This is a genomic window from Agrobacterium sp. 20P9.1.2 (assembly GCF_057799395.1).
In genome coordinates this window covers 929,200-946,682 of sequence record NZ_JBYOKI010000001.1, presented here as the reverse complement: position 1 = coordinate 946,682, position 17,483 = coordinate 929,200, and the positions used below count along the sequence as shown (strand labels likewise).

Genomic DNA, 17,483 nt, shown 5'->3' with positions numbered 1-17,483 from the left:
CTTTCCATCACTGACTGGAAGTCAGATCAGATTAGAAGTCGCGCTGAAGGCGAACGAAGCCGGTGACCTGATCGTCGGCACCATCTTCGTCGTAGTAGTTTGCAGTAACCTTCGTGGACAGGCCGTCGGTGATTTTGTAATCAACCGTTACACCGGCAGTCCATGCGTCGCGGCTGGAGAAATCGTTCGTGACGATAGCAGTGCCAGTGGATTCGAACACGCCGCCAACCAGCGAACCAAAGTCAGCCGAAGTGGACACGTTTGCAAGATACTGCGCAGCTGGAGTAATTGTCAGCTTGTCAGTTGCCTTGATCGCGTATTCTGCAGCAACTGTCCACTCAGACAGCGCGTAGTAAGCGTTAGGGCCAGATGCCCAAACACCTGCGAGGCCGAGTGTGCCAGGACCGATGTCAGCAAACACCATACCGCGGATGGCACCTTCTTCCTGATCAACGTCATAAGAACCGATCAGCTGAAGAGTTGCAGCGCCAAACTTCGCGCCTAAACCAGCGGTGATGCCTACGTTATTGTCAGCTTCCTGTGTTCCGAGAAGGTTTCCAAGACCGTCGTCACCGGTGATGTTTACGAAGTCAGCGCCCGTGCCTTCCAGTTCGTCAACCGAAACGCCAGCCCAGAAAGAACCCGCATCGTATGTGTAACGAATGGAATTGAACAGTGTGTTGGAAGACAGAAGGTCTGTTTCGCCCGAGAGATCGTCATCCCACCAGCTGTAGAACTTACCGACCTTCAAGCCGCCGAGTTCAATGAATGCCTGCTGAATGTTGAGGCCCGAGTCGCCATCACGTTCAGCATCGCCACGGAATTCGATGAAGCCACGCAGAGCGCCGAGTTCGGTGTCTGTGCGAGTGTCAACGTTGAACTGAGCGCGCGTGAAAGAGTTCCAGTCAGATGTGCCGGACAGGTCGCGACCAAAGCTGGTCTGGAAACGAACGTAACCGCCGAACTTCAGGCAGGTTTCGGTGCCTGGAATGTAGAAGAAGCCTGTTCCGAAAGCGTCGCAAACGCGAACGTATTCCAGGGGCTCTGGCTCAGCAGCGACGATAGCGTCGGCAGCCTGGGCGCCGGATACTGCTGCGAGAGCCGCAGCGGAGCCGATCAAAAGGCTCTTGATGTTCATGATGACCTCCAAGTCAATTCGTCAGGAAGCAGCGGGTGGGAAAGTGCTGTCCTTGAAATCGATTAAAGCCATAACGAAAGATTCGCGCAATCTTGAAAGAAGTGATTTGGAAGCAATCGCGAACCGATGCCGCCATGCTGTTGCAACTTCGTCACAAATCGACCGCGAGCTGGCCAAGGTATTAATCGTCTCTTAATGCCACATCGTTCAGCGCGACTATTCGCATCAAGATAACCAACACGAAACCACGAAACAAAAAACCCGGCTCTAAAGCCGGGTTTTCCATCACTGACAAAAGTCAGATCAGATTAGAACGTGCGCTGAAGGCGAACGAAGCCAGTGACCTGGTCGTCAGCGTTGTCGGCGTCGATGTAGTTAACAGTCATCTTGGTGGTCAGGCCGTCAGTGATTTTGTAATCAACCGTCAAGCCAGCCTTCCAAGCGTCGTCGTTGGACCAATCGCCAGCACGAATGCCGTCGAATGCATCGCCAGAACCGTTGAGGTCGGCAACAGATGCTGCGCTTGCGATGTTCTTGTAGTACTGTGCGCCAGGAGTGATAGTCAAACGCTCAGTTGCCTTGATTGCGTATTCTGCAGCAATAGCCCATTCAGCCTGCGCGTAGTAAGCGTTAGGACCAGAAGACCATACGCCACCGAGACCAAACGTACCAGGACCGATGTCAGCAGTGCCGATCAGACGAACAGCGCCTTCTTCCTGATCAACGTCGTAGCCACCAATCAGAGCAAGCGTTGCGCCGCCGAGCTTCGTACCTACGCCAGCAGCAATACCTACGTTATTGTCAGCTTCAGTCGTACCTGTTGGGAAAACGCCGAGAACTGGAGTTCCACCAACGGCTACAAAGTCAGCGCCTGTGCCTTCCAGTTCATCAACCGAAACGCCAGCCCAGAAAGAGCCTGCATCGTAGGTGTAACGAATGGAGTTGAACAGTGTTTCGTTGCCGAGGTCGTCTGTTTCGCCAGAAAGACCATCATCCCACCAGCTGTAGAACTTACCGACCTTCAGGCCGCCGAGCTCGATGAAAGCCTGCTGGATGTTGAGAGCGGAATCGCCGTCACGTTCAGCATTGCCGCGGAATTCGATGAAGCCGCGCAGAGCACCGAGTTCAGTGTCTGTACGTGTGTCAACGTTGAACTGAGCGCGCGTGAATGTGTTCCAGTCAGAAGTGCCGGATTCATCGCGACCGAAGTCTGTCTGGAAACGAACGTAACCAGAGAACTTCAGGCAGGTTTCAGTGCCAGGAATGTAGAAGAAGCCTGTTCCGAAAGCGTCGCAAACGCGAACGTATTCCAGGGGCTCTGGCTCAGCAGCGACGATTGCGTCGGCAGCCTGGGCGCCAGATACTGCTGCGAGAGCTGCAGCGGAGCCGATCAAAAGGCTCTTGATGTTCATGTTGACCTCCAGTCAAGTTTCAAAAGGGTCTGGGTTCTTAAGCTGAAGGACAGCATTCCCTGCCCCATTCCCGTGTTTTCTGAAAACGGACGATCCACCGCCGCGCTTCCGTTGCTGAAAATACGGAAGCTCGCCGCGCTTGCAATCGGCAAAAGCAGTTATGACAGGTTTCCCAAGCTGCTTCATCTCAAGATGTTGCCAAAAACACACATTCGGGTCCCTGAACTATGACAAAGGTTTACAAGATATTAAAATATCTCTTTTGAATCTGGTACTTATAGCGTGGTGGAAAACAACCCACAGGGCGGGCAGCATAGGATAGGCTACCAAAACCACACGATTTTTGCCGTTTGGTTTGCACTAGAGCGCATGATCCCATCGCCCCGCTGATCTCGATTTAGACCAAAACAGTCGTGTGAGGCATCCGTTGGCGACAGAATCATCAACTGCTCAATTCGTCGTAGTTCGAATCGAACCCGGAATTTTTTCCACATCCAACCTCGAAGTCATGGTGACTTTGATATCTACGGAAAGGTCGGACCGTCCAGTATCTGCTAACGAGCCGATGTTGCTTCGGGCGACATGGAACCGGAAATAGTTATGCACGTTAGCCTTCACTTAAGGGAGATAAAACCAATGAAACTTTTGAACGCAGCGATTTGCCTTATATCCGTCGGCATCCTAAGCGGATGTGTTGATGACCGTGGATACCGCAGTGGAGGTTATTCCACTGGAGTGTATTATCGGTCTTACGATCGTGATAGAGGTTTTAGAGACTACGATCGCCGCGATCGTTACAATCGCGATTATAATCGCGGCAGTGATCGGCGCGAAGGACGGATCGAACGTCGTGCGGGAGATAGACCAAACGATGCATGGATCAGACGATTTCAATAAGCGGAAACTTACTTGTTAGACTGCATGTAGCAGTCCCTCGAATAAGAGACTTTTGCACCAAGCCGTTCAGCTATATCGCGATGCGACGGTGATGATCATGTGTAACAGTATCAATCTGGTGAAAACTGCACATAATGGCGGAACCTTGGCTGAATTTGTCTCGATGGGAAAGAGCTGGAGAGTTGTTGATCGGAGTGTTCAGCAGAAAAAGATGATCCGGCGGCGCCGTGAATGCCACGTTTTCACCTCCTCAGCCTTAATCTGCTTTACGTTTCGAACCGCGAGGAACTGGAAGTAACTAAAATACGGAAAAGCTCGATGAGATTGAAAAAGCGCTTGATTTGAAAAGTGAAAGAACCTAATCACCCCTCTACCGGAGAGGTGGCCGAGTGGTCGAAGGCGCTCCCCTGCTAAGGGAGTATACGTCAAAAGCGTATCGTGGGTTCGAATCCCATCCTCTCCGCCATCAAAACAATCCCCTTACATTTCCCTTATATCAATGTCGCTGCACTGCGGAACATTCGTGCGCCTACCGCGTTACCACCTCGACCAACAGCAAGAGGTGATTTCAAATGGCTCAGACCAAATTGAACGTTGTGGAAGACACAGTCGAGAATCAGATTGCAGAGCTGCGTTCGCAGATTTCTTCGCTTTCCAAATCCGTTTCGGCGCGTGCGGGTACTTTGTCCGAAGATGCTTCGGAATTCGTTGATGAAGCACGTGGCCGTGTGCAACGCGTGGCACAGACCGCCGCTCAGACGGTGAAGGCGCAGGGCCACAATGTGGTTGAAGCCGTTAAGGAAAATCCGGGTACGGCGACATCGCTGCTGACAGTCGTCGGCGCGCTGGGCTTTGCTCTCGGCTATTTCGTTGCGACAGCGGCCAATGAGCAGAAGAGCAGCAGCCTTTATCGCTGGCGCTAAGTTTTCATAACCATTCATAAAGAGGCAGGGAGAATAATTCTCCTTGCCTTTTTTGTTATTCTGGAACGCCAATGCTCCAGCACCATCTTAAGGGAGAACCGCGATGCACTTTACCGAAGAACTGGAAACAGCCCTGGCCGCTTTTGCCAATGAAAGCAATCTGGAGCGCGAAGAGGCGATCCAGCGCATTTTGAGAGAATGGCTGATCCGCGAGGGCTTTCTGTTTTCCGGCGAAGAAGGCATCCACCCGGCGAAGCTCAATGCCAGTAATGATGATTGAGCAGAATCAGTAGCTGGAAGCCTTTACGGCTTCCCCGCCCTTGTAGCGGGCGCAGAGCGCGCGGATGGCATTTGAAAACTCCGTGACGTCAGCGCCGACGGCCACAAAAGACGCGCCGAGCTCCAGATAGCGCTTATTATAGGTTTCGTTGAAGGTCAGGATACCAGCGGCCTTGCCTGCCGCAACGATTTTGCGGATCGCGCCTTCGATCACATCCTGCACTTCCTTCTCATCGATGCGTCCGAGATAGCCCATATCGGCGGCCAGATCTGCCGGGCCGATGAAAACGCCGTCGATTCCATCGACGTTGAGGATGTTATCGAGATCGGCAATTGCCGCACGCGTTTCAGCCTGCACCAAAAGGCATAAGCCGTCAGAGGCGCTTTGCGCATAATTCTCGATCGTGTTGAAACCCGATGCCCGCGCCACGACGGCACCCATTCCGCGAATGCCGCGCGGTGGATAATGCATGGCTGCGACCAGTTCCTGCGCCTGCGCCGCCGAATCGACCATGGGAATGAGCAGCGTGCGTGCACCGGCATCCAACAGTTGCTTGATGATCCAGCTTTCGCCCGTCGGCACCCGCACCACCGGCTCGGCTGGGGATGTGGCAAGCGCCCGCAACTGGTCAATGATGCTGCGCAGATCGTTCGGCCCATGCTCGCCGTCGATGACCAGCCAGTCAAAACCGGCAGTTCCGGCAATCTCGGCGGTAATGGCCTCGCCCATGTCCAGCCACAAGCCGATTTGCGGCTTGCCCTGATGAATGGCGGTCTTGAAGCGGTTTTCTGAGACGGGCATGGAAAGTCCTTTAAGAAAGCAGCAATTTCAGGTCGGCGGAATGGTCGGCAAGGACAGCGCGATTCGGCTGCTTGCCGGTATCGAGCAGCTTCTTACCGCTGACATAGGCCTTGGCATCGTTGATCGCATCCACGGCAACGAACTGGCCCTGCCGAAAATACCAGATGGAATGGCTGCCTTCGCGCTGGCCGGGGCGCAGCATGGTCTCGTCAAAACCCATGTTGAAACCGGCAATCTGCAATTTCACATCATATTGGTCGGACCAGAACCACGGCTTAGGCTGGTAAGGCTTGTCCTCTCCCGCCAGAACAACGGCAGCGGCCTCTGCCTGATCCACGGCATTCTGCACGGATTCCAGCCGGACATTCTGGCCGTTCAGCGGCAATAGGGCGCAGTCACCCATGGCGTGAATATCCGGATCGGACGTGCGGGTGAAGGCATCGACCAGAATGCCGTTGCCGATATCCAGCCCCGAATCGCGTGCCAGCCTGTCATTGGGGATCACGCCAATGCCGACTATCACGAAATCCACCTCCAGCATCGTGCCATCAGAAAGCTCTGCGGCGGTTACACGCCCGTCCGTGCCGATCAACCGCGTCAGCCCGGTCTTTTCGCGAATCGTAACGCCGCGGGATTGGTGAATGTCGCGCATGATGCTGGCGGTTTCGGCAGAAGCGACCCGTTGCAATATACGATCCGCCATTTCAATCAGCGTGACCTCAAGCCCCAGCTGCCGGGCAACGGCTGCCGCTTCCAGCCCGATATAGCCGCCACCGATGACCAGCAATTTGCGGCCCGGGTGCATCTCTTCCATCAGCCGGTCGGCGTCGCGTTTGTCGCGAACCGTCAGCACGCCATCCAGATCGCCGCCCACGCCTGCCGGTAAGGTGCGGGGCGTGGCGCCTGTGGCCAGCGCCAGCTTATCATAGGAAAGGCGGCTGCCATCCTGCATGCGCACGGTTTTGGCGTTGCGGTCTACCTCCTCGACCCAGGTAGAAAGACGGAGATCGACATTGTTTTCGGCAAACCATTCGGCAGGCCGAAACTCCAGCCGGTCGAAGCTCATTTCGCCTATCAGATATTTCTTGGAAAGCGGTGGGCGTTGGTAAGGCAGAACCGCCTCGGAACCGACAATGGTAATCGGACGCTCGTCCTTTAACGCGCGCAGTTTGGCGGCAAGGGAAAAGGCGGCTTGGCCCGCACCAACGATGACGAGTGTGCCTGCCATATGCTGCTCCATCAGTCCTAAAGTTCACCAAGGCGTAACGCCAAGTACGCAGCACGTCAACCACATTGACCGCCTGCCCTGCTGGCCAGACGCTTCAGCGAAACAGTTTTGCGCAACCTTCTGGGACTAAACACGTTTCAGCACGGGCGTCCGTGTCATCGGCATGAAGCGCTGTGGCAAAACAGGCCAGAAACGTTTTAATTTGAGCGTTTCCATTCAGCATTCGGCAATGAAGCGGGCGTAAGATTGTATCAAGAACAAAAAGGCAATCGGGAGGTTGTCATGGCGCTCAATATCAACATCAATGCGAACGACGCCGTTCCACAGGACGAGATGTATGAAAAATACAGTGTGGATCGTCCCGGCAAGATCACCTTCATCGGCCACCATCTCAGCGCCAAGAACACCATGCGCTGCCTCATCCGCAATATTTCGCTTTACGGCGCGGATATAGAAGTCAGCCCACATCTGGATTTGCCGAGTAATTTCTATCTGGAAGTGCTGGGCATTCGCGATGAGATCGGCTGCACCTTGATCCGGCGCGAAGTGGAACAGGCAACGGTCGGCTTCAACATGCTGATCGATGCGGAATTCCTGCATCACATTCGCCGCCTGAGCTTCGAAACGGCGGTTTGACGGCCAGTCCGTTCTGCCTTGCGGGCGAACACCCCTTTAAAAAACAACGACAATATTTCCGGCCCGCCTTGCGCGGGCCAATTTTGATTCTATTGTGAGGCCCGTCTTTCAACGGATAACGGAACTCTCTGAAATGTCCGCATTTTCGCGCTTTACGTCGCTCGCCGCTTCGCTTCCATCCTCCGTGCCTTTCGTGGGGCCAGAGGCGATAGAGCGCAACCGCAAGCTCGCCGTTAAGGCACGAATCGGCGCAAATGAGAGCGGCTTCGGCCCTGCTCCTTCCGTGCTGGAGGCTATGAAGCAGGCGGCATCCGAGACCTGGATGTATTCCGACCCGGAAAATTTCGAATTGCGGGAAGCGCTCGCCATCTACCACGGCGTTTCGCGCGACAATATCGCCATCGGCAACGGTGTGGATGGACTTCTGGGAGAGATCGTGCGGCTGGTGGTGGAACCCGGCACGCCTGTTGTCACCTCCTATGGCGGTTACCCCACCTTCAACTACCATGCGAATGGTTTTGGCGGTCGTCTGGTCACCACACCCTATTTCGATGACCATGAAAATCTGGATGGCCTGCTCGATCAGGTCAAAAAGGAAAACGCGCCGCTGGTGTATTTCGCCAATCCGGATAACCCCATGGGCAGCTGGTGGGAAGCGAGCGAGGTTCTGACCTTTGCCAAGGCCCTGCCGGAAACCTGTCTGCTGGTGCTGGATGAGGCCTATTGTGAAACTGCGCCGGAAAGCGCCGTTCCCAGCGTCCGCGCGATGATCGGCATGCCCAACGTACTGCGCATGCGCACCTTCTCCAAGGCTTACGGTCTGGCTGGCGCACGCGTGGGTTATGCCATCGGCACGCTTGGCAACGCGCAGGCCTTCGATAAAATCCGCAATCACTTCGGCATGCCCCGTGTGTCGGTCGCAGCCGCGCTGGCAGCCCTGAAGGATCAGGCCTATCTGCGCGATGTGGTCAAACGCATCGCCAATGCCCGCGAGCGCATCTCCACCATCGCCCGCCAGAACGGCCTCTCCCCCCTTCCCTCCGCCACCAACTTCGTCACCATCGATTGCCACAAGGATGGCGCTTACGCCAAAGCCATCGTGGACGGCCTGATGGAACACGGCGTCTTCGTCCGCATGCCCGGCGTAGAACCGCTGAACCGCTGCATCCGCGTGAGTGCGGCCCCAGACGCCAAACTGGATTTGTTTGCCGAAGCGCTGCCGAAGGTGCTGACGGGGTTGGGTTAAATGGAAAGCACGTAACAACGAATGGTTGATTGCGCGTTGTTCTTGTGAGAGACTGAGTTCAGCATATGTAGTGATGAGCGCTTGATATGACCAAAGAAGAGTTTGAAAAAACAAAACAGGCACTGCGTGATACGCGTAAAGCGGCTACACGCTCCAAGGAAGCTGCCCTTAATTATTTGCAAGAAATTGGCATTGTCGATGAAAACGGCGAGTTGGCTGCCGAGTATAATCACCAAAAAGTTGCCTGATCTGTCTTGCACTCGCTCAGCACTTCCTTCGTCCTTGGATATCATGGCTGTAGCAAAGCCGTTGCTAACAGCTTGCTGAATGGCGATCCATTTCGCCCAAGCGAAAATGCCTACGACTGGCTTGGAAAAGGCATCTATTTCTGGGAGGCCAACCCCAGAAGAGGCATTCAATTTTTTCGTGAGGTTCAAAGCCGCAAACAACGTGACCCTGACGATGTCACGGTGGTAGGCGCAGTACTTGATCTCGGCTTTTGCCTCGATCTCACATCTTCTCGTGGCGTTGATCTCGTTGTCGATTCCTACAGGGGTTTGGAAGCTGTCATCGACAAGATCCCCGGACTAGCAATGCCAACCAATGAGCTCGGGCCAGACTTACTATTTCGAAATCTCGACTGCGCTGTGATTAATTACCTCCATTCCAGCAGAGAACATGCGCGCTTGCAGAAATTTGATTCAGTTCGCGGCGTGTTTCAGGAGGGAGGGAGGCTTTACGCCAATTCCGGCTTCAGAGAGAAAACCCACACCCAGATCGCAATATGCAACCCTGATAAAATCAAAGGCGTTTTCCGGGTTCCTTCCTCGGACCTATAGCCTAGGAAACCCAATCCGACATACAAAAAAACCGTGCCGGCCTTGTTTCTGCCGGTCACGGTTTGATGTTTTCAGCGTGGATCTGAGCTGTCCCTTTACGGGAGTATTCTTTTTGTATCCGGCCGGGACTGGAGGAAACCAGCCGGTGAGAATGGCGGTCTTGGGACCGCTCTGTCTTTTTATCTGGCGCCGGTTGGTCCGGTGCTCGATTGTTAGTGTGTGGTCATCCAGTCGCGGGCGGCGCGTAGTGCCGTTGCGAGGTCTGCCTTGTTCATGTTGCGGGCCAGATCGGCGCGCAGCGAAGCTGCCCGTTCCGAACCCTTGATGGCGGCGATGTTGAGCCATTTGTGGGCAGCAATGAGGTCCACCGGGCAGCCGCGGCCTGTCGCGTAGATCAGGCCGAGGTTGCAGAAGACGTCCGCGCGGCTTTGGCCACCGGCGACTGCCATTTCGATATCGCGAACTTCAAAGCGTGCCATTTTTCTTTATCCTGTTTGCCCGTTTTCTCTCTGTCTTGGCTCCTCTGCGGGAGCTTTCCGGTTTGAAGGCCTTACCGTCTTCTGCGGCTTGTTCTGGCCTTTTCCGTCGGCAGGTTTTCCCTGCTCTTTCGATGTCCCCACTATGCCAAACGGGCTTCAACGGGCGCTTAAAATCCATGATTAATAGGGGACAAACAAAGTCCAAACGATTGGTAAAGTTGGGTTTTTGTTAAATATCACAAGGCCCGGAAATTAAGGACTTTGCGGACAATTTTACGAAAAGTTTACGGATGAAATTCAACCCTTTCGTAACCACGTCCCAACTCGACATTTTTCGATGGATGATTTTTCGCGGCGCAAAGGCGTGAAAAAGCGCCGAATTTAGCCGCAGCCCGTATTTCCTTTTACGTCCACGTAAACTATAAATCTGCGCATTCGCATGAGGAGTTGCGAGCGCTGAACCCTTGATGATTGCACGGGTCAGCCAAAGCTGGATTGGGAGGTCCATATGAAGAGAACGTTGATACTTGCCGTTTCCGCATTTTTGATGGGCAGCAGCGCCTTTGCGGCAGAAGCCATCGAAGGCAACTGGAAAACCGCCAGCGGCGAGACCGCCGTCATCGCCCCTTGCGGCTCCGCTTTTTGCGTGACGCTGAAAACCGGCAAGCATGCCGGAAAGCAGATCGGCAAAATGAGCGGCACCGGCAACAGCTATTCCGGCGAAATCACCGACCCTGCCAATGACAAAACCTATTCCGGCACCGGCACCGTTTCCGGCAGCTCGCTCAGCATGAAGGGCTGCGTGCTCAAGGTGCTGTGCAAATCCCAGACATGGTCGCGTCTGTAATCAGCACGACATGGACTGAGCGCATGTTTGCAGGCGGGCTTAACCCCGCCTGTATTTGTTTTGACGCCCACGCCACAATTACTTTTAGTTGCATTATATGCGTTAAATCGAATTTTCTCCGTCATATCGCTGTAATAAACCCTCTTTAGTTGCCCTATCTGGAATTGTTCCAAACTACAAGCGGATGGAGAGCGCTATGACAAAGATCGACACGAGCAAGCTGAGCTGGGATGAGTGGGACGAACTTCAGAACCCGCCACCGGCTGTGACGGATTTCGACCGCGTGGTGGAATCGGCGATTTCGCGTCGCGGTTTTCTCAGCGGCGTTCTGGCATTCGGTTCTGCGGCTGCCGCTTTGGGCACGCTCGGTAATCTGGCATCCTCCACATCCGCGCAGGCACAGGAAGCAGCCTCGCGCTTTCCGTTCAAGCCTATTGCTGCCACCACTGACAACACAATCCATGTACCTGAGGGTTACAGCTGGAAGCCGGTTGCCAAGTGGGGCCAGCCGCTGTTCCCCAACGTGTCGGATATCGACCCGGTCAAGGGTGTCAGCCTTGAGAACTCCGACAAGGTTTTCGGCGAAAACACCGATGGCATGGAGCTTTTCGTGGTCGGCAGCCATCAGCTGATTGCCGTCAACCATGAATATGTGAACAACGAAACCAACCTGCCCCACCGTGAAAAGGGCATGCCTGCCAATCTGGACGAGGTCAAAATCCTCCAGCACATGCAGGGCGTGACCGTCATGGAAGTGGCGGAAGGCAATGATGGCTGGCAGATCGTGGTCGGCAGCCCGTTTAACCGCCGCATTCACCACAACACGCCAATGAAGCTGTCCGGCCCTGCCGCTGGCTCCGAACTGGTCAAGACCAAGACCGACGCAAACGGTATCGACTGTCTCGGCACCTTCAACAATTGCGGCGCGGGCCGCACGCCGTGGGGCACCTACCTCACCTGCGAAGAAAACTTCAACGGCTATTTCGGCTCCACCGATGCCGCCTTCAAGATGCCTGACGACTACAAGCGTTACGGCATCGCTGCCGAAACGCGCTACGGCTATGAGCTGTTTGACGAGCGCTTCGACGTTTCCAAGCACCCCAACGAGCCGCGCCGTGCCGGTTACGTCGTGGAAATCGATCCGTCCAACGCATCCTCCACGCCCATCAAGCGCACTGCACTTGGCCGCATCAAGCATGAAAATGCTGCCGTCGTCATCGCGCGCGATGGTCGCGTGGTCGTCTATATGGGCGACGACGAGCGTGGCGAGTTCCTCTACAAGTACATCTCCAACGGCATTTACGTGCCGGGCGGCGATACGTCCAAGCTGCTTGATGAAGGCACGCTCTACGTCGCCAAGTTCACTGATGACGGCAATGGTGAGTGGGTTGCGCTGACGCCCGAATCGACAGGCATGAAGATGGACGAGATTTGCGTCTTCACCCGTCAGGCCGCTTCCAAGGTTGGCGCCACCACCATGGACCGCCCGGAATGGGTGGCCATCAACCCCGTTGCCATCGAAGCCTATTGCGCACTGACCAACAACAGCCGCCGTGGCGAAATGAAGGACGGCAAGCTGCGCACCAATGGCGGTGGCGATGCCATGCCGCTCAACGCCGCAAACCCGCGCGAAAAGAACGAATACGGTCAGATCGTCCGCTGGTATCCTGAGAACGACGACCACGCGGATGCCAAGTTCAAGTGGGACCTGTTCTGCATGGCTGGCAACCCGGATGTTCACAAGGATGCCTATGCAGGCTCCTCCAACATCAACTCCGGCAACATGTTCAACTCGCCAGATGGCATGATGTTCGATTCAACCGGCCTTCTGTGGATCCAGACGGACGGCGAAGACAGCAATGACGGCCAGTATGCCGGACAGGGCAACAACCAGATGCTGGCAGGCGACCCAGTCACAGGCCGCATCGAGCGCTTTCTCACAGCTCCAAAGGGTTCCGAAGTCACAGGCCAGACATGGTCTGCGGACAAGCGTACCCACTTCGTCGGCATCCAGCACCCAGACGCCCCCTTCCCGGATGGCGAAGGCAAGCTGCCCCGCTCGGCCCTCATCGCCGTCAAGCGCGACGACAACGCAATGATCGGCTGATTGCCACGCCAGACATAAGAAAGGCGCCGTTCATGCGGCGCCTTTTTGATTCTGCTTCAGGACTTTAAAGACCCGTCAGAGCCACTGCGTGCCGTCACCGGCCTGGCAGCCATAAGGCGGCAGGACATTGGCGAAGGTCTGGTGCAGCTTGTCACAGCCCCATTTTCTGATTGGCGCAGGCATGCGGCTGTTCAGCTCAATGCCGACTTCATTGTACGGGCTCTCGGTGTTGGTGACGTAGCTATACCAGCGGTAACCGAAGATCACGACGGCGAAGATCACGACCATCGTCAGAACTCTTATAATTTTCACGCTATTTCCTTACGCATATGAATGTCGCCCCATGCCAGCTCTGTCGCAATATATGCGCATGAGAGCCGCTCTTGCCGGGGCCAGTCCCGGTCCTAGCCGGGAAAGGCTGTTTCAGCAAGCAGCCCCATCTTTATTCCCGCTCCGCCAATGCCCGGTTGAAAAGCTAAGGGGCATCTGTCAATTTCGGCCCGGGGGTAACGTAATTTGGAGGATATATTTTTATGCGTATGCTTTTGCCTTGCATCCTTTTGGCCAGTTGCATCATGACCGCACCCGCTTTTGCTGCAGAACCGCCCGCATCGCCACCGGCAGACCGACCGCTGAATGAATTCGTCACGGCGGTCGAGAAAGACGGCTCGATCACCTTCCGCCTTTTCGCGCCCTTGGCCAAGGCCGTATCCGTCACTCTTGGCAGCAATGCGCCGCTGGAGATGAAACGCGCCGAAAGTGGCGTCTGGAGCGTCAAGAGCGAGGTTCTAAAGCCCAATCTCTATGAATATTATTTCAACATAGACGGCTTCCGCAGCATCGATACCGGCACCAATTACCCCAAGCCGCAGCGGCAGGTGAACACCAGCCTCATTCTCGTACCCGGCAGCATTCTGGATGTGCGCGATGTGCCGCATGGCGAGCTTCGTCTCGTCACCATCCCGTCCAAGGCCTTGAAATCGCAGCGCGCGACCTATGTCTACACCCCGCCGGGCTACAGCGACACATCAGAGCCCCTGCCGGTCATGTATCTCTACCACGGCTTCGGCGACACCGTCGCCTCCTGGGTTACCCAAGGCCGCGCCCCGCAAATCCTCGACAATCTCCTCGCTGAAAAGAAAATCGAGCCGATGATCGTGGTCATCCCCGACACTGAAGCCGATATTCCCGAAGCCATCGCCGAAAACTTCCCCGGCGCAGACCGCCGCAAGAACTTTTACCCGATCAATGCCGATGCCATCGACCGGGAACTGACGCAGGATCTCATTCCCTACATGAAGAAGCACTACAAGGTGCGCGACGACGCCGACAGCCGCGCCATCGTCGGCCTGTCGCAAGGCGGCTATCAGGCCCTCGTCTCCGGCCTCACCCACCTCGACACCTTCGGCTGGATCGCCAATTTCAGCGGTGTCTCCACCACAACAGTCCCCAATAAGACGGTGGAAGCTACGCTGAACGAGCCGGACAAGATCAACAAGGCACTTAGCAACTTCACCGTCACCGTCGGCACCAAGGACGTGGTGACAGGCAAGGACATCGCAGGCCTCAAGAAAATCCTCGACGACAACAAGATCAAGCACGAATACGTGGAATACAAAGACCTCGGCCACGAGATGGATGTGTGGCGACCTTCGTTTGAGGCGTTTTTGGGGAAGGTTTTTAAGAAGTAGGGTGAGAGTGAGCCCCCGTCTCGGCTAACGAAGCCGAGACGGGGATCGATTGTCGCTGTTGCCACACTTGTAAGACAAAACGACCGTGTGAAGAGTTACGAGTTAAGCGGCTTCGGCGAGTTTTGAAGGTTTCTCACCATGCACAATCTTTCTAAAAATGACGCCGACTTTAAACTTACGATGCTCGCTTAAATAACGTTGACTTAGCATTAGCTCATAGCGCGACATGAAAGGGAGATCGGATAACGAAAACTTTTCGCTAGTGTGCAGTATGCAAAATACTACTGTGTACTTCTCTCCCAAGACGTCTTGGCTTTTCTCAGGGGCAAGCGCCAGAAAGGAAGGCTTGTCCTTGCCTGCATTGTCTTCACCTGCATCATCCGTAATCCACGCACGCATGTCAGAGCGGCATTCTGCATCGGTAAGGAAAGCGTCAGCGTAGAACTTACACTGAGTGAAGAGGTGGCTAATCGATGCAGCGCCCGACGAATAGCGCTTCACATGAATGATTAGGCCGTCAAGGTGAAGCAGGTCGCACACCTCATAGGTTTTACTGCCAGCAATCGTAATTTTTGATTTGTCTAAAATATATAGCTGTGGACAGCCCCTTCCAGCAACTGAGTTAAAAACATCTTCGCGATTTTGATTAAGTTCAGCACTCCAAATGTTGACGTCATTAGGGAGATATGGGGCCTCAAGCTCGACCACCTCTGTATTGATAAAGGAGCCTACCTCTGCTTTCAAATCTTCAGATATTTCACGCCATTGCCCGTTAGAAAGGACAAAGGTTCGACTACCAAGTTCCACTTCTGCAACAAGACATTTGTAAGCGTTCCACTTGAGATAACTCGCATGGTGTTCACTATCGTATATGTATACCTTCCAAGACTTTAGCCGCTGTGCGGTTAAGTCTTTTAGTTGGCGTCGAGGTACTGAGATAAGGTCAGATATCCGCAAATCTTCAAAGGTAGTCGGTGTTGGGTCACCCTCTTTTACTTTCACGTAAGCAAATTCGAAGTCGCCTTCTACGAACTCCGGAGGAGCCAAATGAACACGCTCTAGGTCTTTCGCTTCGATATTAATACACAACAACTCGTCGAGTTGCTCAATAATTGCAGGGTCATTTTCGTGACGCAGATTATCGTATGATTTAAACTGTGTGGTCTTATAGTCGTCCGACCAATATCGCTCTTCAAATTTTCTACAAGCCTCCACGAGATATGACCAAGAAACCTCGGAATCTTTGGGAAATTTGATCGTTATGCTATCTTTACCTTTGAAAGATTCTACTATGTCCTTGTAATCTTCTTTAACTGAACCAGAGATTGTCCTTAAAAACTCAGTGTCAGAGTTTATGCCAAATACACTCAGCGGAGCTCCAGAACTGGCCTGTCTTTCAGTTTGCTTGCTTATTGCTTCATGGCCAGTGGTCTGAACTCGTCTGAGACCACCATCATGACATATATTCATTCCAACCCTAATACCGAAATCATATACTATCTTATCTTTTTCAATATAACTGTCAGCGTGCTGACCAAACGTAGCAGCAAAATAGAGCGGATCTTTTTCGGTTTCGATTCGCATCGCCATTACAGCGCGTGGAAATTTGTTCCGAGACTTAAACTCATACTTCTTTTTGGACAGGCCCGAATTAAGAAATACTAGCCAAGGAACGTCATCTTCATTTTTATCTTTGCTCCTAACCTCTTCATACTTAATAAATCCAGTGACGCCGGTATCAATTTTTATTTCGTCAAATGTGCTACCGATGAGAAAATCCTCAAAACCACTCACCGCTTTGATCTTGTAAAGTGTAACCCGCTTAAAATCTGTCAACTTGATACCCCCCCAGTTTTTTAGAAATCTAAAATACATTTTAGTTCGCGGGCAAGTAGTTTTTAAAGTTTTCCATTTGCAACTTTCGGAGTGCGTTTCGCCAGTAACAGTCCCATTAACCACCCTGAACCCCACATGAACTTCACCCTCAGGGTTGGTTCAGTCCCACTGTGGCAATGTCGTGTTCAACGTTAGGGAAAAACGTGACGCAAAGGGGAAAAGGGCATGGCAATCTTGGTACGGCGGTTCAGCATTATCGTTTTGTTGATGGCAATTTTCGCGATGTCCTTTGCGGCGCTGGTAGTCAATCCTAACCGCAGCTTTCAGCGGGTCAATGTCGGCGCATCAATTGCCTGCCAGACCAGTCTTTCCGCAAACTGCCACATGACGCTCTAAGCGCTTCCCCGGAAGGTTTTGCGCTTTCAACGCGCAGCGATGGCCGCTGCGGCCAGTGCCATAGCCGCGCCACTGATTTGATTGATACGGCGGATCGCGCGGCTATTTTGCAAGAACCTGCGGGCTTTGGATGCAAGAAATACCCATGAGAGATCGACGGCGATCAGCGTTATAAGTAGGGTTGCCAGCAATTGCGCCCAGCCCATGGCCGTTACACCCTGTATGTCGATCAATGACGGCATCAACGTCAGATAGAACAGCATGTTTTTAGGATTGCCAATAGATACCGACAGTCCTGAAAGGAACGCCTTCAGGCCGCGTCCTCTGACAGGAAGCTCTCCCTGCGCAACATCGGGCTTTGCCGTGAACAGCGTCCAGGCTAGATAGAACAGGTAGACGACGCCCAACCATTTGATGACTTCAAACAGAACATAGAAAGTCGAAGCGAGCGCTGCCAATCCTGCGAGTGCAACGCTGAGCCAGATCGCCTCCCCAATCCAGATTGCGATCAAAAATGGCAGCACATCACGTGCGCCGCGGGACAGCACGCGTGCAACCAATGCTGCAACGGTAGGCCCGGGGCTGATGCTATCTGCAATCAGGGCTCCGGCGAAGATCAAAAGCGCCATCAAAGTCATAGCCAGACGTTATCCGTTGCAACAACGAAAGCAAGTATTGCTAAAGCTCGTAACGCGGTTTTTTCATCGATACAGAAGGGTTCGATCTG

At 53.9% G+C, this 17,483-nt stretch carries 19 protein-coding genes and 1 tRNA gene; 12 read left to right on the top strand and 8 right to left on the bottom strand.

The window, feature by feature from the left end; genetic code table 11:
* Positions 1-31 precede the first annotated feature (31 nt).
* Entirely contained in the window at positions 32-1,138 is a 1,107-nt protein-coding gene (locus tag AC27VJ_RS04680; RefSeq protein WP_113087139.1) for a porin, read from the bottom strand.
* Between AC27VJ_RS04680 and AC27VJ_RS04675 the strand changes: the two genes are divergently transcribed.
* A complete protein-coding gene (locus tag AC27VJ_RS04675) occupies positions 1,131-1,334 on the top strand; it encodes a hypothetical protein (RefSeq protein ID WP_113101620.1) in 204 nt (67 codons plus the stop codon). The two genes, AC27VJ_RS04680 and AC27VJ_RS04675, sit on opposite strands and share 8 nt — an antisense overlap.
* A gap of 112 nt (positions 1,335-1,446) precedes the next feature.
* Here the strand turns inward: AC27VJ_RS04675 and AC27VJ_RS04670 are convergent, their stop codons facing one another.
* The gene (locus AC27VJ_RS04670; protein WP_113087141.1) at positions 1,447-2,550 is read right to left on the bottom strand and encodes a porin; all 1,104 of its coding nucleotides are present in this window, start codon (positions 2,548-2,550) and stop codon (positions 1,447-1,449) included.
* Positions 2,551-3,822: 1,272 nt separating this feature from the next.
* Here AC27VJ_RS04670 and AC27VJ_RS04665 point away from each other — a divergent pair.
* From AC27VJ_RS04665 to AC27VJ_RS04655, 3 genes are all read left to right on the top strand, one after another.
* A tRNA-Ser gene (locus AC27VJ_RS04665) sits at positions 3,823-3,913 on the top strand.
* A gap of 106 nt (positions 3,914-4,019) precedes the next feature.
* The gene (locus AC27VJ_RS04660) at positions 4,020-4,370 is read left to right on the top strand and encodes a hypothetical protein (RefSeq protein ID WP_488682996.1); all 351 of its coding nucleotides are present in this window, start codon (positions 4,020-4,022) and stop codon (positions 4,368-4,370) included.
* Between the two features lie 103 nt (positions 4,371-4,473).
* Positions 4,474-4,650, top strand: coding sequence for a hypothetical protein (locus AC27VJ_RS04655; protein ID WP_488682995.1), 177 nt, complete (start codon positions 4,474-4,476; stop codon positions 4,648-4,650).
* Positions 4,651-4,656: 6 nt separating this feature from the next.
* Here the strand turns inward: AC27VJ_RS04655 and AC27VJ_RS04650 are convergent, their stop codons facing one another.
* Both AC27VJ_RS04650 and AC27VJ_RS04645 read right to left on the bottom strand, forming a co-directional pair.
* Complete coding sequence (locus AC27VJ_RS04650) at positions 4,657-5,451, bottom strand: aldolase/citrate lyase family protein (RefSeq protein WP_488682994.1); 795 nt, start codon at positions 5,449-5,451, stop codon at positions 4,657-4,659.
* A 10-nt stretch (positions 5,452-5,461) separates the two neighbouring features.
* Positions 5,462-6,679 (bottom strand): NAD(P)/FAD-dependent oxidoreductase, encoded by a 1,218-nt coding sequence (locus AC27VJ_RS04645; protein ID WP_488682993.1) that lies wholly within the window; start codon positions 6,677-6,679, stop codon positions 5,462-5,464.
* 282 nt (positions 6,680-6,961) lie between these two features.
* On the opposite strand from AC27VJ_RS04645, the gene AC27VJ_RS04640 reads away from it, so the two are divergent.
* The 4 genes from AC27VJ_RS04640 to AC27VJ_RS04625 all read left to right on the top strand — a co-directional run bounded on the left by AC27VJ_RS04640 (position 6,962) and on the right by AC27VJ_RS04625 (position 9,400).
* Positions 6,962-7,315 (top strand): hypothetical protein, encoded by a 354-nt coding sequence (locus AC27VJ_RS04640; RefSeq protein WP_113087158.1) that lies wholly within the window; start codon positions 6,962-6,964, stop codon positions 7,313-7,315.
* Between the two features lie 133 nt (positions 7,316-7,448).
* Positions 7,449-8,561: a pyridoxal phosphate-dependent aminotransferase gene (locus AC27VJ_RS04635; protein WP_488682992.1), complete on the top strand. Its 1,113-nt coding sequence runs from the start codon at positions 7,449-7,451 to the stop codon at positions 8,559-8,561.
* Positions 8,562-8,647: 86 nt separating this feature from the next.
* Entirely contained in the window at positions 8,648-8,809 is a 162-nt protein-coding gene (locus AC27VJ_RS04630) for a hypothetical protein (RefSeq protein ID WP_162727727.1), read from the top strand.
* A gap of 6 nt (positions 8,810-8,815) precedes the next feature.
* Entirely contained in the window at positions 8,816-9,400 is a 585-nt protein-coding gene (locus AC27VJ_RS04625) for a hypothetical protein (RefSeq protein ID WP_488682991.1), read from the top strand.
* Between the two features lie 212 nt (positions 9,401-9,612).
* Here the strand turns inward: AC27VJ_RS04625 and AC27VJ_RS04620 are convergent, their stop codons facing one another.
* The gene (locus tag AC27VJ_RS04620) at positions 9,613-9,879 is read right to left on the bottom strand and encodes an SEL1-like repeat protein (RefSeq protein ID WP_113087161.1); all 267 of its coding nucleotides are present in this window, start codon (positions 9,877-9,879) and stop codon (positions 9,613-9,615) included.
* A 508-nt stretch (positions 9,880-10,387) separates the two neighbouring features.
* Between AC27VJ_RS04620 and AC27VJ_RS04615 the strand changes: the two genes are divergently transcribed.
* Both AC27VJ_RS04615 and AC27VJ_RS04610 read left to right on the top strand, forming a co-directional pair.
* On the top strand, positions 10,388-10,726 hold the full coding sequence (locus AC27VJ_RS04615) for a DUF2147 domain-containing protein (protein ID WP_353576292.1): 339 nt from the start codon (positions 10,388-10,390) through the stop codon (positions 10,724-10,726).
* A gap of 196 nt (positions 10,727-10,922) precedes the next feature.
* A complete protein-coding gene (locus tag AC27VJ_RS04610) occupies positions 10,923-12,833 on the top strand; it encodes a PhoX family protein (protein WP_488682990.1) in 1,911 nt (636 codons plus the stop codon).
* Between the two features lie 75 nt (positions 12,834-12,908).
* Here the strand turns inward: AC27VJ_RS04610 and AC27VJ_RS04605 are convergent, their stop codons facing one another.
* The gene (locus AC27VJ_RS04605) at positions 12,909-13,121 is read right to left on the bottom strand and encodes a hypothetical protein (protein ID WP_112500132.1); all 213 of its coding nucleotides are present in this window, start codon (positions 13,119-13,121) and stop codon (positions 12,909-12,911) included.
* A gap of 287 nt (positions 13,122-13,408) precedes the next feature.
* Here AC27VJ_RS04605 and AC27VJ_RS04600 point away from each other — a divergent pair, with 287 nt between their 5' ends.
* Positions 13,409-14,524: an esterase gene (locus AC27VJ_RS04600; protein ID WP_488682989.1), complete on the top strand. Its 1,116-nt coding sequence runs from the start codon at positions 13,409-13,411 to the stop codon at positions 14,522-14,524.
* A 102-nt stretch (positions 14,525-14,626) separates the two neighbouring features.
* Here the strand turns inward: AC27VJ_RS04600 and AC27VJ_RS04595 are convergent, their stop codons facing one another.
* On the bottom strand, positions 14,627-16,360 hold the full coding sequence (locus tag AC27VJ_RS04595) for a DUF6119 family protein (protein ID WP_488682988.1): 1,734 nt from the start codon (positions 16,358-16,360) through the stop codon (positions 14,627-14,629).
* 225 nt (positions 16,361-16,585) lie between these two features.
* On the opposite strand from AC27VJ_RS04595, the gene AC27VJ_RS04590 reads away from it, so the two are divergent.
* On the top strand, positions 16,586-16,756 hold the full coding sequence (locus AC27VJ_RS04590; RefSeq protein WP_353576287.1) for a hypothetical protein: 171 nt from the start codon (positions 16,586-16,588) through the stop codon (positions 16,754-16,756).
* Positions 16,757-16,782: 26 nt separating this feature from the next.
* Here the strand turns inward: AC27VJ_RS04590 and AC27VJ_RS04585 are convergent, their stop codons facing one another.
* On the bottom strand, positions 16,783-17,394 hold the full coding sequence (locus AC27VJ_RS04585; protein ID WP_488682987.1) for a LysE family translocator: 612 nt from the start codon (positions 17,392-17,394) through the stop codon (positions 16,783-16,785).
* Positions 17,395-17,483: the final 89 nt, after the last annotated feature.